The 23,469-nt window shown below is 62.5% G+C and carries 20 protein-coding genes, 1 pseudogene and 1 riboswitch; of the genes and pseudogenes, 3 read left to right on the forward strand and 18 right to left on the reverse strand.

What is annotated here, in order from left to right:
- Positions 1-42: 42 nt before the first annotated feature.
- The 8 genes and pseudogenes from DRF71_RS08705 to DRF71_RS29380 form a co-directional block, all read right to left on the reverse strand.
- Positions 43-801 (reverse strand): Mu-like prophage major head subunit gpT family protein, encoded by a 759-nt coding sequence (locus DRF71_RS08705; RefSeq protein ID WP_232831402.1) that lies wholly within the window; start codon positions 799-801, stop codon positions 43-45.
- A gap of 37 nt (positions 802-838) precedes the next feature.
- Positions 839-943: pseudogene (locus DRF71_RS28525) on the reverse strand (Mu-like prophage major head subunit gpT family protein); the annotation flags it as partial.
- Positions 944-1,561: 618 nt separating this feature from the next.
- Positions 1,562-1,984 (reverse strand): regulatory protein GemA, encoded by a 423-nt coding sequence (locus DRF71_RS08710; RefSeq protein WP_112310194.1) that lies wholly within the window; start codon positions 1,982-1,984, stop codon positions 1,562-1,564.
- The gene (locus DRF71_RS08715; RefSeq protein WP_112310195.1) at positions 1,981-2,298 is read right to left on the reverse strand and encodes a hypothetical protein; all 318 of its coding nucleotides are present in this window, start codon (positions 2,296-2,298) and stop codon (positions 1,981-1,983) included. Before DRF71_RS08715 ends, DRF71_RS08710 begins: the two co-directional genes overlap by 4 nt.
- On the reverse strand, positions 2,295-2,612 hold the full coding sequence (locus tag DRF71_RS08720) for a hypothetical protein (protein WP_157970999.1): 318 nt from the start codon (positions 2,610-2,612) through the stop codon (positions 2,295-2,297). Before DRF71_RS08720 ends, DRF71_RS08715 begins: the two co-directional genes overlap by 4 nt.
- 11 nt (positions 2,613-2,623) lie before the next feature.
- Positions 2,624-3,385, reverse strand: coding sequence for an ATP-binding protein (locus DRF71_RS08725; protein WP_112310197.1), 762 nt, complete (start codon positions 3,383-3,385; stop codon positions 2,624-2,626).
- A 99-nt stretch (positions 3,386-3,484) separates the two neighbouring features.
- The gene (locus DRF71_RS08730; protein WP_112310198.1) at positions 3,485-5,485 is read right to left on the reverse strand and encodes a DDE-type integrase/transposase/recombinase; all 2,001 of its coding nucleotides are present in this window, start codon (positions 5,483-5,485) and stop codon (positions 3,485-3,487) included.
- Positions 5,482-5,670: a helix-turn-helix domain-containing protein gene (locus DRF71_RS29380; RefSeq protein ID WP_112310199.1), complete on the reverse strand. Its 189-nt coding sequence runs from the start codon at positions 5,668-5,670 to the stop codon at positions 5,482-5,484. The genes DRF71_RS08730 and DRF71_RS29380 overlap by 4 nt, the downstream gene beginning before the upstream one ends.
- Before the next feature lie 57 nt (positions 5,671-5,727).
- Here DRF71_RS29380 and DRF71_RS08740 point away from each other — a divergent pair, with 57 nt between their 5' ends.
- Positions 5,728-6,324 carry a helix-turn-helix domain-containing protein gene (locus DRF71_RS08740; RefSeq protein WP_112310200.1) on the forward strand — a complete coding sequence of 199 codons (597 nt, stop codon included), beginning with the start codon at positions 5,728-5,730 and terminating at the stop codon, positions 6,322-6,324.
- A gap of 215 nt (positions 6,325-6,539) precedes the next feature.
- Here the strand turns inward: DRF71_RS08740 and DRF71_RS08745 are convergent, their stop codons facing one another.
- Together DRF71_RS08745 and DRF71_RS08750 are read right to left on the reverse strand one after the other, a co-directional pair.
- Complete coding sequence (locus tag DRF71_RS08745; RefSeq protein WP_112310201.1) at positions 6,540-9,623, reverse strand: efflux RND transporter permease subunit; 3,084 nt, start codon at positions 9,621-9,623, stop codon at positions 6,540-6,542.
- 9 nt (positions 9,624-9,632) lie between these two features.
- Positions 9,633-10,742 (reverse strand): efflux RND transporter periplasmic adaptor subunit, encoded by a 1,110-nt coding sequence (locus DRF71_RS08750; protein ID WP_112310202.1) that lies wholly within the window; start codon positions 10,740-10,742, stop codon positions 9,633-9,635.
- A gap of 225 nt (positions 10,743-10,967) precedes the next feature.
- Positions 10,968-11,100: riboswitch (FMN riboswitch) on the forward strand.
- A gap of 84 nt (positions 11,101-11,184) precedes the next feature.
- On the opposite strand from DRF71_RS08750, the gene DRF71_RS08755 reads away from it, so the two are divergent.
- Complete coding sequence (locus tag DRF71_RS08755) at positions 11,185-11,649, forward strand: 6,7-dimethyl-8-ribityllumazine synthase (protein WP_112310203.1); 465 nt, start codon at positions 11,185-11,187, stop codon at positions 11,647-11,649.
- 27 nt (positions 11,650-11,676) lie between these two features.
- Here DRF71_RS08755 and DRF71_RS08760 read toward each other — a convergent pair whose 3' ends face one another.
- The 8 genes from DRF71_RS08760 to DRF71_RS08795 form a co-directional block, all read right to left on the reverse strand.
- Positions 11,677-13,326, reverse strand: coding sequence for a glycerol-3-phosphate dehydrogenase/oxidase (locus DRF71_RS08760; protein WP_112310204.1), 1,650 nt, complete (start codon positions 13,324-13,326; stop codon positions 11,677-11,679).
- On the reverse strand, positions 13,319-14,089 hold the full coding sequence (locus DRF71_RS08765; RefSeq protein WP_112310205.1) for a DeoR/GlpR family DNA-binding transcription regulator: 771 nt from the start codon (positions 14,087-14,089) through the stop codon (positions 13,319-13,321). Before DRF71_RS08765 ends, DRF71_RS08760 begins: the two co-directional genes overlap by 8 nt.
- The gene (locus DRF71_RS08770) at positions 14,086-15,606 is read right to left on the reverse strand and encodes an FGGY-family carbohydrate kinase (protein ID WP_112310206.1); all 1,521 of its coding nucleotides are present in this window, start codon (positions 15,604-15,606) and stop codon (positions 14,086-14,088) included. Before DRF71_RS08770 ends, DRF71_RS08765 begins: the two co-directional genes overlap by 4 nt.
- A gap of 81 nt (positions 15,607-15,687) precedes the next feature.
- A complete protein-coding gene (locus DRF71_RS08775) occupies positions 15,688-16,566 on the reverse strand; it encodes a DeoR/GlpR family DNA-binding transcription regulator (protein WP_112310207.1) in 879 nt (292 codons plus the stop codon).
- A gap of 147 nt (positions 16,567-16,713) precedes the next feature.
- Positions 16,714-17,661 (reverse strand): D-ribose ABC transporter substrate-binding protein, encoded by a 948-nt coding sequence (locus tag DRF71_RS08780; protein WP_112310208.1) that lies wholly within the window; start codon positions 17,659-17,661, stop codon positions 16,714-16,716.
- A 79-nt stretch (positions 17,662-17,740) separates the two neighbouring features.
- A complete protein-coding gene (locus DRF71_RS08785) occupies positions 17,741-18,778 on the reverse strand; it encodes an ABC transporter permease (RefSeq protein ID WP_112310209.1) in 1,038 nt (345 codons plus the stop codon).
- A gap of 25 nt (positions 18,779-18,803) precedes the next feature.
- Entirely contained in the window at positions 18,804-20,342 is a 1,539-nt protein-coding gene (locus tag DRF71_RS08790; protein WP_112310210.1) for a sugar ABC transporter ATP-binding protein, read from the reverse strand.
- Complete coding sequence (locus DRF71_RS08795) at positions 20,342-20,998, reverse strand: DUF2291 family protein (protein ID WP_112310211.1); 657 nt, start codon at positions 20,996-20,998, stop codon at positions 20,342-20,344. The genes DRF71_RS08790 and DRF71_RS08795 overlap by 1 nt, the downstream gene beginning before the upstream one ends.
- 901 nt (positions 20,999-21,899) lie before the next feature.
- On the opposite strand from DRF71_RS08795, the gene DRF71_RS08800 reads away from it, so the two are divergent.
- Positions 21,900-23,468, forward strand: a complete 1,569-nt coding sequence (locus DRF71_RS08800) for an FGGY-family carbohydrate kinase (protein ID WP_112310212.1) — start codon at positions 21,900-21,902, stop codon at positions 23,466-23,468.
- The last annotated feature ends 1 nt before the right edge of the window (position 23,469 follow it).

The following is a 23,469-nucleotide window of genomic DNA, read 5'->3' on the forward strand; positions in this document are numbered from 1 at the left end:
GACAGGTGGCGGTCTCGAGGTCGTTCATCCTCCCCGCCCCCCTCAGGCGATCCACGGGGTAACGATCAACTCTGCGGTCCCTTTCCAGACGTTCGACCCGCCATCGGGATTGAGAAGGGCATTGAGAATGTGCAATGCCTTCTGTTCCAGAACGGGCGGCACAACCAGGATTGTCGGCTGAATACCGGGAATGCGATCCCCATCGGCGCGGAAGTTCATCATCGCAGCACGGGCGCCGGCATAGCTTTCCGTCGTCAGGTCCTGTTTCGATCCCCAGCCGAGGTGCCAGAGGCCGAAACCGGCATTGACCCGTGCCCGGACGCAATAGATGTATTCATCATTCATGAACAGATGATGGTCATTGCTGTCGGTGATCGACTGGAACTCGTATTTTGCGCGCTCCTGCCAGATGATGGGGCGAACCCCGCGCGACACATCGAGCAGGAACCAGGGCGCGCCCGAACCGCCATCGGTATTGGCAACGGATTTGACCGCGCCATCCGAGCCGATCACCGGATGGTCAGTGTCGAAGTAGTTCTGACCATCGTAGCAGTTCGTGCTGAAGCCAGACTTCAGCAGACCGAAAACCAGTTCGTCGGGATGGCGGCGGGCATTGTTGCCCATCTTCGAGAAGGCCGGTTTGAAGATCCCGAGCCGGTCATCCTCGATATCGGTGCGCTGCACCGCCACCGTCGATTCGAAGCGGCGGTTCGTGATGGTAAAGCTGTGGGCGGCAAGGTTGTGGATGATGCGTTCCGCCAGCCATTCGCGCATCGCCGGGAACTGTCCTAGGCCAGCCATAGGTTTCATCGCGGCTGGAACTGGGCACAGTCATCGCGATCTTGTCGAAATGTGACGGCGCGGCGAGACAGGCATCGGAATAGACGGTTTTGAAGCCCTTGAAGGCGAGATCAAGGCTTTCCCGGTTGGCGAGCATGAACATGTCCCTTGGTAACTGACGGGCTGAAGCCCGTTCAGGACAAGGTGTAACAACGCGAGATAAGTCGGGATAAGCCACAACGGTTTGCGGGGGGCCGAGGTTGTAAACCGATGTCAGCAGATGCAGACGGCAGGGCCTCCCGATCCGGTTTCCCGGCAACCCTGCATGGCGCTCCGGTCGGCTGACCGTGATACGGCCGGGAGAATATCACCGCGTCACGCCTGCTCCTGCATGGTGCCAGAAGGCCTCACACTGCGCAACGGGGCTGATGCAGACGGCAGGGCCCCGCAGTCCGGTTGCCTGGAAACCCTGCATAGCGCTCCGATCAGATGATCGTGCTACGGCCGCGAGAATATTACCGTGTCACGCCTGCCCGAAAAGCATGATCAGGATGCGTGAAAAAGGCAAGGTCGGTCACCCCGATCCAGAATTGCAAAATTAAATGGGTTTCCGGCAAAATTAAACGGGCTGCGTCCTGTTTTGGTATCCGGGTAGCCAAAATCGGAAGATGGCGTTCAACGGGCCTCTCCGGCGGGATTTGGGCGCGGTGCTGAGACGGACGCCAAAACGAGCAAGGGCGGGCAAATCGCCCGCCCTCTCTCCGATCACCTGCCGCTGGGATCATGCCGCCCTGGCGGTCCTCGCCTTCCAGGCTTTCAGCGCGGTGATGATCTTGCGGGCCGCGTCCAGGGTGACAAAGCGCAGGCTGTCCACCTTATGGTATTTGCGGAGCCAGCCGATCAACGCCTCGTCATCGCAGATCCGTTCGCGGCGAAGCTCACGCCAGAGTTCGCGGATCAGCTCAAGCTGGGCGAATGTTGCCATGCCAGGCCGGTTGCCATAGCGAGGCGCGCCCGAGGCCAGCGGCCGGAAGCCGCAATATTCTGCGAAGCCCATCATCGCCTCGAAGCCTTCCCGATCCAGTTCAGTCGAACTGGTAACGCCCGCAATGCGAACAAGGGCGGAACGGTAAAGGTCATCATCCCAGCCGAGCTTCGCTTTTGCGACATGCAGGAGGGTGATCTGTGCCCGGGAGATCGTCATGCCCGCTCCTCCTCGACGCCAGCGGCCTTCAGCACTGCATCGGCAAGACCCTGCAACATGTCCCGGTCGCGATGAACGATGGTTTCCAGCCCAAGGGCTGCGAGATGGAACACGCCCTTGATCCGCCCCATGTCGCCACCATGCCGGGCGAAGTTGTTGAGGAAGAACATCAGCCCCGCTGCGCTGTCGAGCGCCTGGGTCATTTCGTCCAGCACATTGCCAAAGGTTTCAGCCTGGGCGCGCGGCACGGGCACGAATACGATCTGGCCTGCATGGCTCTGATCGGTATTGATCCGGTCATTCAACAAGGTCATTGCACCGATCCTTTCTGTTCCAGATTGCTGGTGATGATCGCGCGACCGATGAACTGACAGGCCGCATCCATCATGCGCTCCGCCTCGATCGCATCCTCAATCAATTGGTCGATGTAATCGCGCATGCCCTTTGAGGCCGCAGCCTCGCGGACAGAGCGAAGCGCTTGTCTCTGGGCGCGTGTATAGGTGAGACTGTTCAGGATATTTCGCCCGAACTCCTGCAAATTGGATGTGGTTGCCGGGATGACCATCACCGCGCCCGTGGGAGATTCCAGAATGGAATCGTAAACTTCCGCCAGTTCCACTTTGATCATCAAAGACGCCATCACTTGCCCCCCATCATCTTGATGGCCTGCCGCAGGTGCGGAATCGCGACCGTGCCGCCATCTGCGATCTGTTCCGCGCGCCGCGCGGCAATTGCCATGCTGCGCAGATTGCCTTTCGCCATGCCGAGATCAGCCAGTTCACGGACAAGCGCCTCGTCCTGCCAGATGCTCACCGCGAATCCGGTGCATTCGGCCCGGTTCGGTGCAGGGAGTCGGATATTGTGGGTCAGGCGGCTGATCAGCGTCTCGAAAGATGCCGTGCGCTGGATGCCGCCCTTGCCCATGAAAGTCGGGTTGCCGACAAGAACACAGCCGAAAGCATGGGCTGCGGGATCGCCTTCGCGCGCAGCATCGCCACGGTCGTAAAGGTCTCGGATCGTTTCCAGCACACGCACCGCCAGCTTCTGCGCCTCGTCCACCATCAGCAGAACCTTGCGTCCGCCAGCCGAGAATGGACGCCCGGCAAGCAGGCTCCACATGGCTTCCTCGGCATCGGCGCTGGACGAAGTGTCCGTATAATACTGCGCGAGGATCGAGCGCAGGAAGGCATTGACCTGCCCGGCCACCGTTTCCGTGGCGGTCAGGAACACCACGTCGATGCCCTGCGCTTCAAGTTCCGGGATTGCCTGCTTGATGGCATAGCTCTTGCCGATGCCGACCGTGCCACGAAGGATCGCAAGCCCTGCACCTTCCGCCACCTCGCGGCAGACTTCGGAGAGCATTGCCCCCACGCCGGTTTCGATGTTACCATTTTCTTCCATATGACGCCCCTTACCCAAGGTCACGTTGCATTCAGAGAGGCTTGGTGGATGCCGCCACCGGCCTCTCGCCTTCCTGCCCGCTTCATGGACAGGTATTCATCATTCATCGCTCGGTATTCCTCGTTTCGCCGTTCGCGGGCTTCCGCCTCGCTGATCGGCGCGGCCGATGAAGCCGCCCTTGTCGATGGCATTGAAGCCCCAATTCACAGGCGCGTTGTGCTGGACCGGCCCGAGATCGGCGGCATCTGACAGCAGCTGCTGCACATCGACCTCTGCCGCTGTGGCCTTGCGTCGGGCGATTTCGGCTTTCTGAAGCCCGACCATCCCGGATTTCCGAACCGCGCCTTCGCGGTCGTTCAGCGCAAAGGTTTCCTCCGTCAGATGGTGAATGATGCCATCCCGGAACAGGATGATCGGGCCATTCGAATCGCGCCAGGGCACAAGAACCGGCACCTGCTTCTCACCGATCAGTTCAGCCAGAACAGCCCCTGAATATTTGCGTTTGCCAATAAGGATGGTGCCCTGGCGAACGTCACGGCGTTCTTCCCGGCTGAACACCAGGTCGAACATGTCGGGATCGTCAATCCGCTGCGCTTGCCAGCCTGTCGCCTCGGCCTTGTCACTGAGCATCGCCTTGGGGGATAGACCGGCCAGATCGCCTTGCTGGGCGGTGCCGTTGTATTGCGCAATGGCGAGGTGAAGGTCCTCGACCAATTGCTTCGCGCCACGATTGTAAGACGCAACGGCTTTTCCGCGCGATTTCAGGCGTGGTTTCAGTATGTTGCCGCCATTGTAGCCCGGAAGGGCGCTGATGAAGCCCCGGGTGATAACACCGAACGCCCCTTCAATCCGTGCCTTGCCCTCGGGGTGATAGGGGCGGCACCTGACCACACCCAGCCCGGAAATCTCGGCCATGGCGGCGAAGCGGATCACGGATTCGGCCAGAAAGCCGAACTCGCCGCCGTTGTCGATCATGAACTCATCCGGCATCCCGCCCCATGGGCAGCTCAGCACCTCATAGAGCGACAACGCGACATCCTGTTGGGTGATACCCTGTCCGGGGGCGGTGATCACCGGCGTGGCCCACATATAGCCGCTGGAACCGTCCATCCAAGCGATCAGCCACGCCTTGACACTGACCTGGCCCGCCAAAGCGGCATCGAAGGCAACATCGTGCAACTTACTGAATTTTGACGACAAAGCCTCGGCTATGGTCAGGTCCACCGTGTGAACATCGCCCATGAGCACTTCCATCGGGCGAGCCGTCAGGCCGCGTCTGACGTGGAATTCATGCTTGTCGGTATAGGTCTTGTTATCGGCGGTGAAGGCGTGAACGGCTTTCATCTCGCAGAACTGGGCGCTCCACTTGGCATTGAGTTTGCAAAGCTGGGCCAGCTGCGCCTTGGGCAGTTCGACCCCGGCCTCCACCGTCAGCTTTTGAAGCTCGACCGCGCAGAGAGTGCGCACATTCCGTTCGGAGCGCCCCTTCGCCAGAAGGCCACGCACGACCCCGGCCAGTTTGCCAGAAATTTGATCCTGCACATCCTCTGGCAGGCCGCATCCCGTGTCCCATGCGCGGCTGATCCGCACCCGCCGCTGCCCGCGATCACTGCGGGAGCCGGGAACCAGGCCGGAAACATCGCCCTCCGCCGCGTTGAGCCAGTCATAAAGCGTCCGCTGCTTCACCTGAGTCCAGCTGTTGCCAATCTGGTGCGCGGGCAGCGCCGCCAGATCGCGGATCGCTTGTGCCCGTTCGGGAGAACCGGGCAGCGTCCGAAGGACAGGCGTGATGACCCGGTATTTGTCGGCTGCAATGTCAATCTGCCAAGGTTCGGCACGGCCTTTAAGGCGCTCTTCAATGGTCGTTGAAGGCAGGGTTTCAGAAAGGCCAAGAAGACCGCGAAGCGCGGGAGAACTCCGGGGAACGTCGACGGCCAAGACAATGCCGCCTTTACCCGAACTCTGCCCAGAAAGCTTCACGGCGCACAGGTTAAACCCGCGCCATGGCTTGCCCTGAATAGCACTTGAAAGCACACGATGTGCTGATTGTCTGGATATCTGTGCTGCTTTGGCAAAGTCAGATGTGGTGAGCAGGGTCATTTTTTCTGCCCGACCCGGTCTAGGGCTTTCGCGATCAAGAACGCCTTGCCGTAGTTTCCCTTATTGTGGCCAGATATAACAGCTCGCACTGATCTCAAGGAAAATCCGTTCTCAGCCGCCCACGAACGAACGGTTTTGCCTTCGCTCCATAGTCTTTCGACGACGCCAGATCGGGGCTTTGACATTCTTACTGATCCGTGTAGGCTTGTCACATCATCAGCACAATATCAGCACAACAGCACATGTCAACACAAGATCAGAAACGTGAGCTAGGGTTGCGCCTGCGGCAGCTCCGTGGCGATCAGAGTCAGGAAGAGTTTGCGCAGGAGATCGGTCTTACGCGGGCGGCGTTGGCAAACTACGAAACTGGCAGAACGATGCCTAAGCGGGCGATGATCAGGGCCATTTCTCAGCGCCTAGGACTGTCTGACGACTATCTTCTTAGCGGAGAGGTCCGTAACGAATTTGAGTTCAATCGTGCGCTTACCGGGAACTTTCGGCTAAACCGGAGTGTAGAGACGAGAGACGAACGGGCGGTTATTGAGGCCATGCGCGCGGTCGATCCCCAAACCGTCTCTGAGGTGATTGCTGCTCTGCTCCGTGACCTAGGTGAAAACGCAGAAAGTCGTGGTCGGCTCGGATCGGAAAAGGTTGGTGTAATTGTTCACCGCTTGCATGTCATCCACAGTGCAGGCGGTGAGTTCACCAAGGGAATGTCGCAAGAAGAGGCTGACGCTGCCACGCGCCAGTTGAAGGAAATCGCTAAAGAGAACGGCCAGATGCTCGCGAAGGAAGCCGCTGAAGAGGCGAAAGAACCCTCAATAAAAGGTGACAGCTAGGGTTACAGGCCGACACCACATTGAGCAAAATCAATAGCTTACAGATTGCGGCAGTGTAACCAATTGCGCTGCAATCAAACAGCCTAACCAACTGAAATATAAAGGCTTTATGCGCGACAGCCGATTGCGGCAGATTGCGGATTAATTAGTTGCGCTTCACTGCCGCAAAGAAAAAGGAGGGCCGGGGCCCTCCTTTCAATCCTTCCAGCGCCGGATCAATGCGCGGAAGAGGCACCGAACTGCTGCTCGACCTGCCGTTTATGCAGCGCGAAAGACGCATCCGAACGCGAGATCAGCGTGTAGAACATCGGCACCACGAACAGGGTGAACAGCGTCCCGACCAGGAGCCCGGTGAAGATCACCAGACCCATGGCCTGACGGGCCGCAGCGCCCGCGCCCTCGGCGATGATCAGCGGCACCACGGCCAGCGCCATGGCGGCAGTGGTCATCAGGATCGGCCTGAGCCGGGTCTTTGCCGCCGCCACGATGGCCGCGCGCCGCGAAAGCCCGTGATCCTCGCGCTGCTGATTGGCGAATTCCACCATCAGAATCCCGTGTTTCGTGATCAGGCCTATCAGCGTGATCAGACCCACCTGGGTATAGATGTTCAGCGTGCTCGCCCCCATGTAAAGCGGCAGAAGCGCGCCGAAGATCGAGAGCGGCACCGACATCATAATGATGAACGGGTCGCGGAAGCTCTCGAACTGGGCCGCCAGCACCAGGTAGATCACGATGATTGCCGCGCCAAAGGCCAGCATGATCGTATTGCCCTCGGTCTTTTCCAGCCGCGACTGGCCGGAATAGTCAATGAAGAACCCGTCGGGCAGCACTTCGGCGGCAATCTCCTCCAGCTTTGCCAGCGCGGTTCCGGTGGCAACGCCCGGCATCGGCATGGCCGAGATGGTCGCCGAGTTCAGCTGGTTGAACTGCTCGATGGACGAGGCGGCAACGCCGGGATTCAGGGTGATCACCGCCGACAAAGGCAGCATCGCCCCCGAGGAAGACCGCACGAAGAAATCGTTCAGCCGTTCCGGGTTGTCACGCCAGTCGGCGGGCACCTGGGTCACGATGTCATAGCTGTTCGAATCGCGGTCGAACTGCGCCACCGCGCCGCCGCCAACCAGCAGACCCAGCGTGGTGCCGATATCCGAGACCGAGACGCCCAGATTGGCCGCACGGTCGCGGTCGATGGTCACCCGCACCTGCGGCGCGTCAAAGGACATCGAGTTCTGCACCACGATGAAGAGCCCGGTCTGCATCGCTTTCTGATAGACCTCATCCGCGATTTCGACCACGCGTTCGGGGTCATGGATGGATTGCAGGATCATCGAGATCGGCAGACCACCCCCCGCCCCCGGCAGCGAGGGCGGCGCGAAGACGAAGCTTTGCATCCCCGGCGCATTGTCGAGAACACCCTGGATCTCCTGCTTGATCTCTGCCTGGCTGCGCGTGCGGTCGGCCCATTTCTTCAGCACCCAGATATAGAAGCCGGTATCCGGCGTTCCCATGCCCGCAACCGAGAAATAGGTCTCGACCTCGGGAATATCCTTGGTGCGTTTGGTGATCTCGGTTGCAAAAGCCTGGGTGTAATCCAGCGTCGCATAGCGCGGCGCATTCATCAGGGCGAAAAGCGCGCCGCTGTCTTCCTCGGGCGCCAGTTCCGACGAGGTGTTCACCACCATGAAGCCGGTCGCGCCCAAAAGCGAGACCACCATCAGGAAAGTCACGGGCCGGTAATCCAGCGAAGAGGAAATCCGCCGCTCATACCAGTTCGAGACACCGTTCAGGGTCTTGTCGACGATCCGCTGGAACCGCCCCGGCTCGCCATGCGTCAGCAGGCGCGCGGACATGGTGGGCGTGATCGTCAGGGCGACAATGCCGGAAATGATCACCGATCCCGCCAGCGTCAGCGCAAACTCCGCGAAAAGCGAGCCGGTCAGGCCGCCGGTAAAGGCCAGCGGCGCCAGCACGGCTGCCAGGGTGATCGTCATCGCGACCACCGGGCCGGTGATTTCCTTCATCCCGAGAATCGCGGCCTTTGGCGGCGACAGCCCCTCATCGATATGGCGGTGGATGTTTTCCACCACCACGATGGCGTCATCCACCACCAGCCCGATGGCCAGAACCATTGCCAGCAGCGTCAGGAGGTTGATCGAATAGCCAAGCGCCAGCATGACCGCGCAGACGCCGATCAGCGACAGCGGAATGGTCACGATCGGCATCAGCACCGAACGGAACGAGCCGAGGAACAGCAGGATCACCACCACCACGATCACCACCGCCTCGGCGATGGTCTTGAACACTTCCTCAATCGAGGCCGCGATGGTTTCGGTGCTGTCATAGACCAGGGTGATCTGCATCCCCTCGGGCAGGGTCGCCTGCAGGTCCGGCAGTTCCGCCAGCACATTCGAGGCCACATCAAGCTGGTTCTCACCCGGAGCCGGGATGATGCCGATAAAGGTGCCGGGCTGACCCTTGAAGGTCACGATGCCTTCCGGCTCCCCCGAGGAAAGCTCGATCGTTGCCACGTCGCGCAGACGGACCACGCCATTCTTCCCCTCGACCAGCGGCAATTCGCCAAAGGCCTCGGCATCCTGCAGCGTCGAGGCCAGCGTCAGCGAATAGACGAAATAATCGTTCTTCGTCTTGCCCGGCGCCGAAAGGAAGTTCGATGAACGGATCGCCGCCAGCACCTCGGCCGCGGTCACCCCGCGCGACGAGAGTTTCAGCGGATCCAGCCAGACGCGCATGGTGAATTCCTGGCCGCCCAGGATCTCCATCTGTGCCACGCCCTGAATATTGGTTACGCGCGGGCTGACCACGCGTTCCAGATATTCGTTCAGCTGTTCGGGCGTCATATTGGGGTTCAGCACCGCCAGATACATCAGCGCGAAGGTCTGGCCGGTGCCTTTCAGGATCACCGGGTCATCAGCCTCGGTGGGCAGCTGGCCGCGCACCTGGTTGACCTTGGACATCACCTCGGTCAGCGCCACGTCCGGATCGGCGCCCAGTTTCATCTGCACCGTCACCGTCGAGGATGATTGCCGCGACGCGCTGGTGATGTAATCGACGTTTTCCGTGGTCGAAACCGCCGCCGCGATGGGCGAGGTGATGAAGCCCTGGATCAGCTCGGCATCGGCGCCGGCATAGACCGTCGAGATGGTGATCACCGATTCCTCGACCTCGGGATATTCCCGGACCGGCAGGTTCAGCACCGAGACGAGGCCGATGAACAGGATCATCGCACCAAGGACCGTGGAAAGGACCGGGCGTCGGATGAAGATTTCTGAAAAATGCATCCTGCCCCCTCACTCTGCCTGGGTTTCGGCTTTGGGCGTCAGATCAACCGAGTTGTCGACTTTCACCCGCGCGCCCGAGGTCAGACGGTTCTGGCCCGAAGTCACGATCAGATCGCCCGCTTTGATGCCCTCGGTCACCTCGATACGCCCGCCCGAGCGGCGGCCGATTTTCACAAAGATCTGTTCGGCCTTTTGTTCCCCGGCAGTCTCGCCGGGACGGATCACATAGATCGTATCGCCGTAAAGCGAAGAGGTGACAGCGGTTTGCGGCACCGCGATCACGCCTTCCTCTTTCGGCAGCGAGATGCGCACCCGCAGGAACTGCCCCGGCACCAGCTGGCCCGAGAGGTTCTCGACCTCGGCCCGGACCGAGACCATCCGCGTATTCGGATCGACGCGCGGCTCGATCCCGATAATGGTGCCGGTGGCCGAGAAATCGCCGACCTCGGTGGTCACCGTCACCGCGCCGCCCATTTGCAAGGCGGCAAGCTGTTGTTCCGGAACCGAAAAATCGACCCGCATTCTGGTCAGATCCTGCAGCGTCGCATAGATTTGCCCGGCCGAGACATATTGCCCGACCTCGACCTGCGGAATGCCGATCACGCCGGCAAAGGGCGCGGTCAGCGTCTTGCGGTCCAGCGCCGTCTGGGCCAGCGCCACCTGGGCGGCGGCGCTTTCGACCTGGGCCTCGGCGCTTTCCAGCGTGGTCGCAGCGCCGACACCGCGATCCGACAGGGTGCGGGCGCGGCTTTCCTCGGCACGCGCCACTTTCAGCCCGGCCTGAGCTGCGCCGAGCTGCGCCTTTTCACTGTCATCGTCGATCAGGATCATCGGCTGACGCTCGGTCACCCTGTCATTGGCCGCGAAATGCACCGCGCGCACCAGCCCGCCGCTTTCAATCGCCAGATCAACGCCCTGGCGTGACAGCGAAGTGCCGATGGCGTCGATCCCCGGCTCCCATGTCACCGGCCCGACCGGCTCGGCATTGACCGCCACCGGAGGCGGCACCATGCCCCCCAGGAATTGCGCAATCATCTGATCGCGGAAGAATTTGAAATAGACGATCCCGCCGACAATGAGACCCAAAAGAATGACTGCAATAATGAGCCGCTTGATCATCGGTTACTCCTGCTGGCGCGGTTCGGTCGAAAGCCGGCAATATCCCGGTCGCGAACCGCACTTAACTGAACTGTCCGGTTCGATTAGTCAATCAGACAAAGCTGTATCCGACTGACCGCGTTCCCCTTCCTTTGGCGGCAATGCTTATTTGTTCCTGTCCGGATCACAAGAGCGGGCATGCGCAGCGGGGGCCTTGATTTCATATTTTCTGTCATGTTAGCCCTTGGGTGTTCTCAGGGCGGGGCGAGATTCCCCACCGGCGGTTATAGCCCGCGAGCGCCTTTCCCCAAAGGAAAGGGTCAGCAGATCCGGTGAAATTCCGGGGCCGACGGTATAGTCCGGATGAAAGAGAACCTGTCTGATGGGAATCCGGCTTGGCCGGTCTGTCAGATGGGAGATTGCTCTGGGGCCGAAAACGTTAACTCAACGGATAGGTTCCGAAATGGCTAAGAAATCCTCCTCCAAATCGCTGCGCATCGCGTTTATCCGCGCCCGCTGGCATGCCGAGATCGTCGATCAGGCGCTGAAAGGCTTTTCCGATCGCGCGGCCAAGGTGCTCCCGGGCACCGAGATCGACGTCTTCGACGTGCCCGGCGCGCTGGAGGCGCCGCTGGTGGCGAAGAAACTCGCGAAAACCGGCAAATATGAGGGCATCGTGGTTGCGGCGCTGGTGGTCGATGGCGGCATCTACCGCCATGATTTCGTCGCCGGTGCGGTGGTTGACGGGCTGGTGCAGGTCGGGCTTGAGACCGAGGTGCCGGTCTATTCCGTCTCGCTGACGCCGCACAACTTCCAGCCGGTCGAGGTGCTGGAAGGCTTCTACCACGCGCATTTCGTCAAGAAAGGCGCCGAGGCTGCAGAAGCCGTCAAGGCGATGCGCGACCTCGAAGCCCGGATCAAGGGCTGATGATCAGAGGCTGATTTGGGCGGCTGATCATTTCAGCCGCAGGCGGTTGCGGGATTTCAGACCCTCCCGCGCCCGCGCGATCTCCTGGCTCCGCCGCGCCTCGTCCCAATTGAGCGCGGCGGCAGCCACGCCGGCGGCCTGTTCAAGGCTCGCATCGGTCAGAATGCCGGTGACAGACAGCGCGGTGCGGCGTTTGACCAGATCCTCCAGATGCACAACCTGTTCATTGCGGATGATCCAGCCGAGTTCCTGCAAGCTGTAACCCGGCGCATCGGAAAGCGTGATCGGACGCGGCCCTTCCGCCTTTGCCACATCCCGCGCCGTGGTGCCGTACCGGGCGAACAGCGTCCTGACCCGGCCCTGGCCGGCGCCGGTTTCACCCGCGACCTGGGCAATCCAGCCCGCCTGATCAGCCGGATAATCGCGCCCGCCCCCAATGGCGAGGTCCTGGGTTGACACTTTCCGGGCAACCCCCAGCCGTTTCAGCACCACATCCGCCACCTCTTCCGAGAAGCCCCGGAAAGTGGTCCATTTGCCGCCGACCAGCGAGATCACCGGCCAGGTCCTGGCGCCCTCGGCCTCAATCACCGGCGCCGAATGGTCGCGGCTGATCAGCCCGGGATTAGCCGCATCCGAAGCCGGAAGCGGCCGGATTCCGGCATAGGCATAGACGATCTGATCCTTCGAGAACGAGAGCCCCGGCAGAAGCGAAGCAATAGCCTGCATGAAATAGTCGATCTCATCCTCTTCGCAGCGCACATCATCCGGATCGGCCGCCCGGATATCGGTCGATCCCACCAGCGCCCGGCCGAGATAGTCGAACACAAGGCAAATCCGCCCGTCATCGGCCTCGAAATAGATCATCCTTCCTTTCAGCGCGGCAATCACCCCGGGATGATCCAGCAGGATATGCGAGCCCTTGGTGCCGCCGATCAGCTTCGTCTCCAGACCCAGCTGCGCATTGACCCGGTCGATCCACGGCCCCCCCGCATTCAGCACGATCTTCGGGCGGAAGGCGCGTTCACCGCCGGTCGCATCGGTCAGCCGGATCACATCGCCCTGGGCGGCAAGGCCGGTGGTATGGTTCAGCACCTCTGCCCCTGGATTGGCGCCCTTGCCATCCATCAGGAGTTCCAGCACCAGCCGCTCGGGCATCCGGACGGTCGCGTCATAATAGGTGCCTGCGGCAACGATCTTCGGCGTCAGGGGCGGAATTTCCCGCAACGCGCGTTTTTTGGACCAGAGGCTGTGCTTTGGCATCACCCGCCGTTTCGCACCGTAAAAGTCGTAAAGGCTGAGGCCGATCTTCATCAGCACGGCCCCGCGCGAACGGGGCGCCGTGGTCGATCCGAACAGCGTCCGGATCGCCGCCGGGATGCCTTTGAACCAGGAGAAAATCGGGATCACCGTATGCAGCGGATGCACCACATGCGGCGCGTTCCGCAGCAGGAGATTGCGCTCCAGCGTTGATTGCGCGACCAGGCGGAACTCACCCGTTTCCAGATATTTGATGCCGCCATGAATCAGCCGCGACGGCGCGGCGGAAGTGCCAGAGCTGAAATCGCCCTTATCGGCGATCACCACGCTGACCCCCTGTTCCGCCAGATCGCGGAAGGTGCCCGCGCCATTCACGCCGGCACCAAGGATCAGCACGTCAATATCTTGTATATCAGTCATTCTCATCCACCAGGATCAGGGGAACACCCGCCGCGCGCAAATCGCGCCCGGTGTCATCGGGAAGGCCACGGTCGACATAGACCGCATCGAATTCAGTCAGATCCGCAAAGCGGTGCAGCGCCAGTTTGCCGAATTTGGTATGGTCAAGCAGCAGGACACGCCGCGCCGCCGCCTTCATCATCGCCTGTTTGACCCGCACCGCCCGTGCGTCCTGGATCAGCGCGGTCGCCCCGCTCGCCCCCGAGGCCGAACAGATCACGAGGTTCGCATGCAGCCCCGCCAGCGCGGTCTCGCACAGATGGCCGATGAAGGCATTGTAGGTCGGGTGGTAATCGCCGCCGAGCGCGATCAGCGCCGGCCCCTCTGGCCCGGCAAGGCGTTGCATCATGCCAAGGCTGTTGGTGATCACCGTCAGCGGGTCGATCCTCGCCAGATGCGGGCCGATGGCCGCGACCGTGGTGGAATCGTCAAGGATCACCGCCTGGCCCGGCTGGATTTCGGCCATGGCTGCGCGGGCAAGCGCCGCCTTGGCCCGGGCCGCATGGGTCTCGCGCCAGGCGATATGGCTTTCATAGACACCCGAAGGCTGGGCCGAGACCGCGCCATGCAGTTTCCTGAGCACCCCCTGGCGGGCGAGGTCTTCGACATGGCGATGGATGGTCATGCGCGAAACGCCGAAGGCCTGGACCAGATCGTCGATCCGGACCTCGCCCTTTTCGATCACCAGGGCGGCGATCTCGTCGCGGCGTCTGGTCGCGCTCATGCCAGCGCTTCCAGCTGCGGCCAGAGCGACGCCAGCGACGCCGCCAGATCGCAATGCAGCCGGTAACGCCCGGCCATTTCGCGGCTGCGAGCCGGGTCGGGCTGCCAGGTCTTGCCCAGTGCGGCCAGGTCGCGCGGATCAGCGGTCGGGCTGTCGAACAGCCCCACGCCCGAACCCGCGCAAAGCGCCGCAGCCCAGGCGGCGGGCTCTTCGGTCGCGGTGACGGTAACGGCCATATCCAGCACATCGGCGAAGACCTGGGCGAAAAGCGGGTTGCGGGAAATGCCGCCGGTCAGCATCGCGGTCTCGGGCCGGAAGCCGTCGCGCAGGGCATCGACATGGATGCGGTGGTTGAAGGCGATCCCCTCGATCACCGCCCGCAGCATATCCCCCCGGTCATGCCAGCCCCTGAGCCCAAGGAAGCTGGCCGAGGCCCCGGCACCATGCGGCGAGCCGAAAAGATAGGGGTGGAACATCAGCGTCGAAGGGCGCTGGAAAGCCGCCTCGATCCCGGGCGTGATCAGGGCGTGAAAGCTCTCGCCCGCTGCCTCGGCCTTTGCCCGGTCATCGCCGCAAAGCGTATCAAGGAACCAGTCATAATTCGCGGCCGAGGCCGGCGAGATCGACATATTGTTCCACTCGCCCTTCCTCAGCCCATTGCGGCAGAACCAGCGCGGGTCGGTTTTGGCCATATTCGAGACGGTTTCATTGATCGAATAGGTGCCGGCGACAATCGCCACCCGCCCCGCGCCATGCCCGCCGATTCCAAGCGCCGAAGCCGTCACATCATGCAGCCCGGCGACCACCGGCGTGCCTTCGCGCAGCCCGGTCAGACGTGAGGCGGCCTCGGTCACATGACCGACCACGGCGTCGGGCAGCGAGACCGGCGGCAGCGCATGGGCCAGCGCCTCAAGCCCGAAAAGGCGCAGGATCCCGGGGTCATAGTCCTGGGTCTGCACATTGGTGAAACAGGTGCTCGCCTCGGTCAGATCGGTGCCGATCACGCCCGAGAGACAATAGCGCAGCCAGTCCTTGCAGGCGAGGATATGGCCGATTTTTGCGAAGCGTTCCGGCTCGTGGATCCGGATCCAGGCCAGCAAAGCGGTCGGGGCCGAGGCATGTGGCATCTGGCCCGACAGCTCCAGCGCGCGGGCCGAGATGCCGCTTGCCTCCCACTTGGCCACCTGCTCCGCCGCCCGGCTGTCGAGCGAGAGCACCCCGGGCCCAAGCGCGGCCCCGTCCTGATCGAGCAGATAGAGCCCGTCCCCATGCGCGGTCGCGGCCACCGCCGCGATATCCTCTGCGCGACCCGAAACCGCCAGCGCCTCAGAGATCGCCTCGGCCGTCGCCGCCCAGAGCTGGTTCATATCGCGTTCGACATGGCGCGGGCGGGGCATCAACTGCGGCAGGCGCCGCCGCGCCACGGCAAGCGGGCGCCCCCTGGCGTCGAACACCACCGCCTTGGTCACCGTCAGCCCATTGTCGATGCCTAAGAGGCAGGGACCGCGCTCGCGCATGAAACAGATCTCCCATCCGCACGGGACGTGCGGTTCTCCGGAAATCACCGTCTCATATTGTTAACTTCACATCAAGTAATGTTACGTCACCACATCCTCGGCACTCAGCGGCGCGAGTTTCAGCCGCACCCCTTCGCGCAGAAGCTGGCTGGCAAGGCCCGGATCCAGCCCGTCATCCACGATCACCAGATCAAAGTCGCGCAGGCTGGCCATCGCGTGCAGCGCGCGGCGGGTGAATTTCGAATTGTCGGCCAGCAGGATCCTGCGATCAGCGCAATCAAGCATGGCGCGTTTGATCTCGGCCATTTCCGGGCTTTGGTGAAAGGCCTGGCCATCGGTGATCGCGGCGGTGGACATGAAGGCCAGATCAACCCGCAGATCGCGGATGCTGGTGGTGGTCACCGGCCCCAGAAAGGCGTTGCACCAATTGTGCAGCTGACCGCCCAGGCCCAGCAGCGTGACATCGGGCGTCGCCCGCAGCGCATTCATCAGCGTCAGCGAATTGGTGATCGCGGTCAGCGGCACGCGGGTGGTCAGATGCGGCACCATCTCGAACACGGTGGTGCTGTCATCGAAGAACGAGGCCTGCCCCGGCTCCAGCTCGGCCGCCGCCATGGCGGCGATGGCGCGTTTCTCGGCCCCCTGGCGGGCGGTGCGCCAGACATCCGAGGCCTCGATCAGGCTGGTCGGCGCGGCGGAAACCACACCGCGCATCTTGCGCAAAAGCCCGCGCCCGGCCAGGTCGTCCAGGTCGCGATGCGCCGTCATCAGGCTGATCCCGAAGCGCGAGGTCAGATCCTCGATCCGCATCGAACCCTCGGCGATCACCGTTTCCGCAATCAGTTGCCGCCGCGCGATCTGGCGGGCATGGCGGCTGTCAGAGGGAATGGCATCACCCCCCCCCAGCCGGTCGGGTCTCAGATCCTGCAAGGGATCGGACCAGTATTTATTCTCGGACATATCAGGCCTCCCGTCAGCCGGATAGCGCATTGCACCTGAAAGGCAAGCAACCGGCAAGCGAAGCGGAGGGAAGCCGGGCCGGGAAACACCGGCACCGGCAGGGAGCGGTCGGAAAGCGGGCCGGGGTGACCGGCCCGCCCGCAGAAATCACTCCGACAGAACGAAGGGAGCGGTGTATTTGTCGACATTATCCGCAGTGATCAGCAGGCAGTCGAACAGCTGCTTTTCCGAGGCCGCGCCGGTTTCACCGGTTTTGATGAACTTGTCGGCCTGAACCACGGCTTCGCGCGAGAAGATCGCGACCGGCTGGAGAACGGTATATTGCAGCTCGCCGGCCTTGATCGCCTCGACCGCATCGGGCGAACCGTCGAAACCACCGACCTTGACCTGAGCCAGCTTGCCGGCCTCTTTCAGCGCAGCAACCGCACCCAGAGCCATTTCGTCATTGCCGGCGATCAGGCCGATAACGTCGGGATTGGCCTGCAGCAGCGACTGGGTCTTCTGGTAGCCTTGGGTGCGGTCCCAGTTGGCGACTTCCTGACCGGCTTTCACCAGGTCCGGATATTGGGTGATGACGGTTTCATAGCCGTTCGAACGGGTCGCGGCATTGTTGTCAGCCGGGTTGCCGAACAGCTCGACGAAGTTGCCTTTGTCGCCAACCGCCTCGACCCATTGCTGGGCGCCCAGAGCCGCGCCCTGTGCGTTGTTCGAGACGAGCTGACCTTTGGCCAGACCTTCCTGGTTGATCTCGGCATTCACGAGGAAGACCGGGATGCCGGCATCGACGGCTTTCTGAACCGCACCGATCGAGCCGTCGGCATTTGCCGGGTCGAGAATGATCGCCACCGATTTATTGGTGATGGCGGTATCGACCAGGGTGCTTTCGGTATTGGTGTCGCCTTTATGCGAGGAGACATTGGCGGTGTAGCCCAGCTCTTCCGCGGTCGCCTTGGCGATCTCGCCTTCGGTGTACCAGTAGGGGTTGGCGGGGTCATTGACGATGATGGTGATCAGGCCCTCGGCGGATGCGGCGAAAGCCATCATCGGCAGAGCGGCAGCAGCACCCATCAGCGCGCGGTGGGTCAGTTTAAGCATGTGTAATCCTCCCAGGGGTTGCATGCAGTCTTGCGGTCTTGCCCGGTCAGTGCTCCCGCCCGGGCGAAGGTCGTGAGGCTCAGGCTTTCTTGCCGCCTTTGCCGTATTGGATCGAGTTCATCAGCACCGCGAGCACGATCACCGCGCCGGTGAAGACGGTCTGCCAGTAGGACGAGACGCCGGTGATCACGAGGCCCGCCGACAGGAAGCCGATCACGAAGGCGCCCAGCATGGTGCCCAGAACGGTGCCGCGCCCGCCGGTCAGCGCCGCGCCACCGATCACCACGGCGGCAATCGCGGTCAGCTCATAGGTGGTGCCCGCAGTGGGGCCGGCCGAGGTCAGCTGCGACGACAGCACAAGGCCCGCAATCGCCGAGAGCACACCCGACAGCGTATAGACGGTGATCTTGACGAATTTCACCGGCACGCCCGACAGTTCCGCCGCGCGCTCATTGCCGCCCGAGGCATAGAGCCAGCGACCGAATGCGGTGCGGCTCAGCACGGCCCAGGCGATGATCGCGCAGACGGCCAGCACCAGAACCGAGATCGGCACGCCGGCGATCCGCTCGGATCCCAGCCATTTGAAGCCGGTATTGCCCAGCTCGGGCGAGCCCGCCAGCCGGTTATAGGTCAGCCCGTTGGTCATCAAAAGCGCCACACCCCGCGCCACATACATCACGCCCAGCGTGGCGACGAAGGCAGGCACCTTGAGCCAGGCGATCAGCACACCATTTACCGCACCAACCAGCCCGCCGACGACACAGGTGATCACCACCACCGCCCAGACGGGCGGGTAAAGGATGACGCCCATCGCCTCGATCTCGACGCCCTGCATCAGCGCGCCGGCAATCACCCCGCACAGCGCCAGGATCGAGCCGACCGAAAGGTCGATGCCGCCATTCAGGATCACCAGCAGCATGCCGATGGCCAGAAGACCATAGATCGCCACCTGGCTTGCCATGATCAGGAAGTTCGACAGCGTGAAATAATTCGGTCTGAGCAGCGAGAAGACCACGATGATCGCGATCAGCGCGAAGAAGGCACGGCCTTCCAGCAGCAGCTTTACGAGGCTGACGCCTTCGCCCTTCGGGGCCGCGGTTTTGGTTGTGTCGGACATTGTTCTGTTTCCCCGGACTTCGCTGTCAGGCTGCATGCTGCTCGCCAGAGGCGGCCATGATCATTTCCTTGGTGGCGTCAGCGCCGAATTCGGCCGTGATACGGCCTTTGTGCATGACGATGATACGGTGGGCGATTGACAGGCACTCGCTGACTTCCGAAGTGGTATAGACCACGGCGAGCCCGCGTTTCGCACCCTCGGCCAGCAGGCGGAACACCTCGGCCTTGGCACCGATGTCGATGCCGCGTGACGGCTCGTCCAGCAGGATCACCTGTGGGTTGGTCGCCATCATCTTGCCGATCACCACCTTCTGCTGATTGCCGCCCGAGAGCGAGCCGATCGCCGCATCCGGGCCCGAGGTCTTGACCGTCACCCGTCTGATCGACTCGGCCACCAGCGTCTTTTCCACGCGGCGCGAGGTGAAGATCCCCCGTGTGAATGCCCCGATAGAAGCCAGGGACAGGTTCTGCCCCACCGACATCGTCTGCACCAGCCCGTCGCGCTGCCGGTCTTCCGGCACCAGCGCCAGCCCCTGCCCGATCCGCTCGGCGATGGTCAGATGCGAGACTTCCGCGCCCTTCAGCTCGATCCGGCCCGAGGCCTGGCGGTAACGGCCCGCCAGCGTCTCCATCAGCTCGGTCCGGCCGGCGCCCATCAGCCCGTAAATACAGACGATCTCGCCCGCTTTCACATCCAGCGACAGGTTGTCGACCACGTTATAGGCATTGCCGCCCGGATCCGGCACGACCATGTTCTGCACCGAAAGCGCCGGCCCGCCGAAATCGTAACCGGTGGGCGGGCTGCCGAGGTCGTAATTCTCGCCGACCATATTGCGCACGATCCAGTTCAGGTCGATCTCGGCGCGCGGCGCCCAGGCGGTCATCGCGCCATCGCGCAGCACCACGGCGTGATCGGTGATCTGCAGCGCCTCTTCCAGATGGTGCGAGATATAGACGATGGAGACCCCTTTCGAGGTCAGATCATTGATCACCTTGAACAAAACCTCGACCTCTGCGGCCGAGAGCGCCGAGGTCGGCTCGTCCATGATCAGGATGCGGCTGTCGACCGACAGCGCCCGTGCGATCTCGACGATCTGTTGCTGGCCAAGGCGCAGATCCTCGACCGGGGTAAGCGGGTCGATATCCTGCTCCAGCTCTTGCATCAGCTTGCGGGCCTGGCGCTCTTCCTCGGAGAAATTCACACCGGTCGGGCCTTTGATCTCGCGGCCCATAAAGATGTTGTCGCGCACCGAGAGGTTCGGGGCCAAACTCAGCTCCTGGTGGATGATCGAAATCCCCAGGTCGCGCGCATGGGTCGAGTCCTGGAAATGCACCGCCTTGCCGTCGAGGATGATCTCACCCGCACTGGGCTGGATGACGCCCGAGAGGATCTTCATCAGCGTTGATTTGCCGGCACCGTTCTCGCCGAAAAGCGTGGTGACCTGGCCGCGATGGATGTCGAAATTCACACCTTTCAGCGCATGGACCGCACCGTAGGATTTCGCCACATGGCGCGCGGCGAGAACCACTTCGACGGCATCGGGGGTCTCGGAGGGGCTGCTCATCACTGCACCGTCACCGCAACCGGAGTCACGCGCCAGGCTTTCGGATTGATAAGGGTGAAGGCGCCGGTGACCTCCAGCGTCTTGCCGGTCAGGTTCGCGGTGTCGATCCCGTCAAGCACCACCGCTTTCATCGCGCGGTTGATGGCCGAGCCGGCATCCTGATACTCGATCTGGTTCTTGAACTTGCCGAATTCGATATCGCCGGGCGCATCGCGCAGATCGGTGCCGTTGATCGCCGGGCCGGTCTGCAGGCGGATGCTGACGCCTTCGGGCATGCCGGCGACCGTCATCTCATAGACGCCCGACTTCGCCTCACCGGCGGTGCCGGTGAATGTCACCATCATCACCACGCCGGTGGTGGCGGGGGTGCCATATTCCTTTGACGCCGCCGCCTTATCGGCCTGAACCGCCTGGGCGAGCGTCACCGCGTCAACCGCCTTCGCGATCACGAATTCCTGGATGCGGGGAAATTCCCCCTGGCCATATGTGTCCGGGGAAAAGGCCTGCTGGCGGGTATCCGCATCGGAACCGACCTTCACAACCGTGGTATCCAGCGCAATCGCGGCGATCACCGCCAGGACGGCGCCGCCGATCCAATAGAGGCGACGGGCCTCTTTCCGCGGGGCGGTGGCGGCAGTTTCCAGGCTTTGGCTCATGTTCTGGTTCCCGGGAAAGTGGTGTCTGAGAGGGGCACAGACCGGCGCGCTGTCTTGCGGCTGGCACAGCTTGCATGGCCGCCGGCGGCGGGGGCCAGAACGTCCATGGGCATGACTTTTACTCCTCACCTTGCGACGGTCCCGGGTGTCACGCTCCTCAACGCGCTGGCTTTGGACCAGGGGACTTTCGCTTTCGTCTGCGGTCCTGTGATATTATAGTGGTATTTAATCCGTCAAGTAAGATATGAAACCAGGCAGGCACCGGGTTTGAAATTTCCGCGAAGCCAGGGTGTGGCAGGGCCGATTCCCCGCCACCAATGCCGGCGCAGCGAAGACTTTCCGGCGATGCTGCAACGGCATCCGATTCTTGCTGCAACACAGCATAACCCGATATCAATATATTGATTTTATAGAATATATATGCTGGCTGGCGTGCGATTCCGCTTTTGGCCGAATTGCCGCATCGCGACCGGGCGCGCGGGATATCGCGACGCCTGCCCAAGCAGGGCACCTTGTCGGCGCCCGAGCCTGCCCCTGTAAGATTACATGAAATAATTTACGGTGTCCGTAAAAAAATTCATTCACTATGATATGATTGTGGGATATATCTCTGCCCGGGTATCTGCCGGCTTGCCGGCCCCGGAATTTTCAGCCGAAACGGGGGAGGCCGCATCCTGCGATGCGGACGGGTCGGCGGGAGGAACTGATTGCGTATCGGCTTTCATATCGGGCGCGGGGCGATGCGGTCCCGGAACCTGCGGGCCTCCCCGTGGCTGGGTGTCGCGATGATCGCCGCAGCATCGGCCGGGTCCGGAGATCCGAGGCCCGAAAATCTCAGACCCGGAAATCAGAGACCGGAGAAATCTGAGGCCGGAAGATTTGGAACGCGGAGGTTTGGGTCATGGCCGGCACTGACATTCTGATCGGAATCGATGCAGGCACCTCGGTGATCAAGGCGGTGGCCTTTAATCTCGCCGGTCGGCAACTGGCCTCGGCTGCGGTGCCGAATCGCTATGCGACTGCGGCTGACGGCTCGGCGACGCAGCCTCTGAACCAGACCTGGGATGATTGCGCCCGCGCCTTGCGCGAACTGGGTGAGCTGGTCACTGATCTCGCCGCCCGCACCGCCGCGCTGGCGGTGACCGGACAGGGGGATGGCACCTGGCTTGCGGGCAAGGGCAACAGGGCGGTGGGGGATGCCTGGCTCTGGCTGGATGCCCGCGCGGCGCCGACGGTGGACCGTCTGGCAGCATCGGGCGCCAATCGCGCGCGCTTCGAGGCGACAGGCACCGGGCTGAACACCTGCCAGCAGGGCACCCAGATCGCCCATATGCAGGCCTTCCGCCCCGAGCTGCTGGAAGCGGCCGAGGTGGCGCTGCATTGCAAGGACTGGCTTTATCTGAACCTGACCGGCGTGCGGGCGACCGACCCGTCCGAGGCGAGTTTCACCTTCGGGAATTACCGCAACCGGCACTATGATGATCAGGTGATCGCGGCTTTGGGGCTGGAGCATCAGCGCCATCTGCTGCCGCCGATTGTCGAGGGCACCGAGACCACCCATCCGCTCAGCGCGGAGGCCGCAGGCGCAACCGGGCTCAGGGCGGGAATGCCGGTCAGCCTCGGCTATGTCGATATGGTGATGACGGCGCTTGGCGCCGGGGTCTATGGCGGCGGCGGTCAGGATGTGGCCTGTTCGACAGTGGGATCTACCGGCGTGCATATGCGGGCTGTCCGCTGGCAGGATGTGCATCTGAACGACGAGGGCACCGGCTATGTGATCTGCCTGCCGGTGCCAGGCGTGGTGACCCAGGTGCAGACCAATATGGCGGCGACGCTGAATGTCGACTGGGCGCTTGGCCTTGCCGGCAATGCGCTGAAGGCCTTCGGGCATGAGGTCAGCCACAAAGAACTGGTCGCGCGCATCGACAGCTGGCTGTCGGAAAGCCAGCCTGGCCAGATCGTCTATCACCCCTATATTTCCGAGGCGGGCGAGCGCGGACCCTTTGTCGATGCCCGCGCCCGCGCCGGGTTCACCGGGTTTTCGCAATATCACGGCTTCCCTGATCTTTTGCGCGCGGTGACCGAGGGCCTCGGCCATGCGATGCGCGACTGCTATTCCGCGATGGGCAAACTGCCAGGAGAGCTGCGGCTGACCGGTGGCGCCGCGCGCTCGGGCGCGCTGAGGAAGATCTTCGCGGCCTCGGTTGATGCCCCTGTCAGGGTGTCTTCGCGCGATGAGGCCGGTGCCGCCGGTGCCGCGATGATGGCCGCCGTGGCCATCGGCGCCTATAAAACCATGGATGATTGCGTCAACGAATGGGTGATCCCGCTGCTGGGCGCGCCTGAGGCCCCCGATGCGGGTCTCGTTGAAGCTTACAGCCGCATTTTCCCCGCCTATCAATCGGCGCGACAGGTTCTGGTCCCGGTCTGGGATCAGCTTTCCCGCGCCCGCCGCCCGTCAGGAGAATGAC

Source organism: Pseudogemmobacter bohemicus (genome assembly GCF_003290025.1).
GTDB lineage: Bacteria > Pseudomonadota > Alphaproteobacteria > Rhodobacterales > Rhodobacteraceae > Pseudogemmobacter > Pseudogemmobacter bohemicus.

What these genes read in the sequence shown, in the direction of transcription:
- DRF71_RS08705 (WP_232831402.1), bottom strand. Translation starts at nt 801, where the DNA reads ATGGCTGGCCTAGGACAGTTCCCGGCGATGCGCGAATGGCTGGCGGAA.
- DRF71_RS08710 (WP_112310194.1), bottom strand. Translation starts at nt 1,984, where the DNA reads ATGACGATCTCCCGGGCACAGATCACCCTCCTGCATGTCGCAAAAGCG.
- DRF71_RS08715 (WP_112310195.1), bottom strand. Translation starts at nt 2,298, where the DNA reads ATGACCTTGTTGAATGACCGGATCAATACCGATCAGAGCCATGCAGGC.
- DRF71_RS08720 (WP_157970999.1), bottom strand. Translation starts at nt 2,612, where the DNA reads ATGATCAAAGTGGAACTGGCGGAAGTTTACGATTCCATTCTGGAATCT.
- DRF71_RS08725 (WP_112310197.1), bottom strand. Translation starts at nt 3,385, where the DNA reads ATGGAAGAAAATGGTAACATCGAAACCGGCGTGGGGGCAATGCTCTCC.
- DRF71_RS08730 (WP_112310198.1), bottom strand. Translation starts at nt 5,485, where the DNA reads ATGACCCTGCTCACCACATCTGACTTTGCCAAAGCAGCACAGATATCC.
- DRF71_RS29380 (WP_112310199.1), bottom strand. Translation starts at nt 5,670, where the DNA reads ATGTCAAAGCCCCGATCTGGCGTCGTCGAAAGACTATGGAGCGAAGGC.
- DRF71_RS08740 (WP_112310200.1), top strand. Translation starts at nt 5,728, where the DNA reads ATGTCAACACAAGATCAGAAACGTGAGCTAGGGTTGCGCCTGCGGCAG.
- DRF71_RS08745 (WP_112310201.1), bottom strand. Translation starts at nt 9,623, where the DNA reads ATGCATTTTTCAGAAATCTTCATCCGACGCCCGGTCCTTTCCACGGTC.
- DRF71_RS08750 (WP_112310202.1), bottom strand. Translation starts at nt 10,742, where the DNA reads ATGATCAAGCGGCTCATTATTGCAGTCATTCTTTTGGGTCTCATTGTC.
- DRF71_RS08755 (WP_112310203.1), top strand. Translation starts at nt 11,185, where the DNA reads ATGGCTAAGAAATCCTCCTCCAAATCGCTGCGCATCGCGTTTATCCGC.
- DRF71_RS08760 (WP_112310204.1), bottom strand. Translation starts at nt 13,326, where the DNA reads ATGACTGATATACAAGATATTGACGTGCTGATCCTTGGTGCCGGCGTG.
- DRF71_RS08765 (WP_112310205.1), bottom strand. Translation starts at nt 14,089, where the DNA reads ATGAGCGCGACCAGACGCCGCGACGAGATCGCCGCCCTGGTGATCGAA.
- DRF71_RS08770 (WP_112310206.1), bottom strand. Translation starts at nt 15,606, where the DNA reads ATGCGCGAGCGCGGTCCCTGCCTCTTAGGCATCGACAATGGGCTGACG.
- DRF71_RS08775 (WP_112310207.1), bottom strand. Translation starts at nt 16,566, where the DNA reads ATGTCCGAGAATAAATACTGGTCCGATCCCTTGCAGGATCTGAGACCC.
- DRF71_RS08780 (WP_112310208.1), bottom strand. Translation starts at nt 17,661, where the DNA reads ATGCTTAAACTGACCCACCGCGCGCTGATGGGTGCTGCTGCCGCTCTG.
- DRF71_RS08785 (WP_112310209.1), bottom strand. Translation starts at nt 18,778, where the DNA reads ATGTCCGACACAACCAAAACCGCGGCCCCGAAGGGCGAAGGCGTCAGC.
- DRF71_RS08790 (WP_112310210.1), bottom strand. Translation starts at nt 20,342, where the DNA reads ATGAGCAGCCCCTCCGAGACCCCCGATGCCGTCGAAGTGGTTCTCGCC.
- DRF71_RS08795 (WP_112310211.1), bottom strand. Translation starts at nt 20,998, where the DNA reads ATGAGCCAAAGCCTGGAAACTGCCGCCACCGCCCCGCGGAAAGAGGCC.
- DRF71_RS08800 (WP_112310212.1), top strand. Translation starts at nt 21,900, where the DNA reads ATGGCCGGCACTGACATTCTGATCGGAATCGATGCAGGCACCTCGGTG.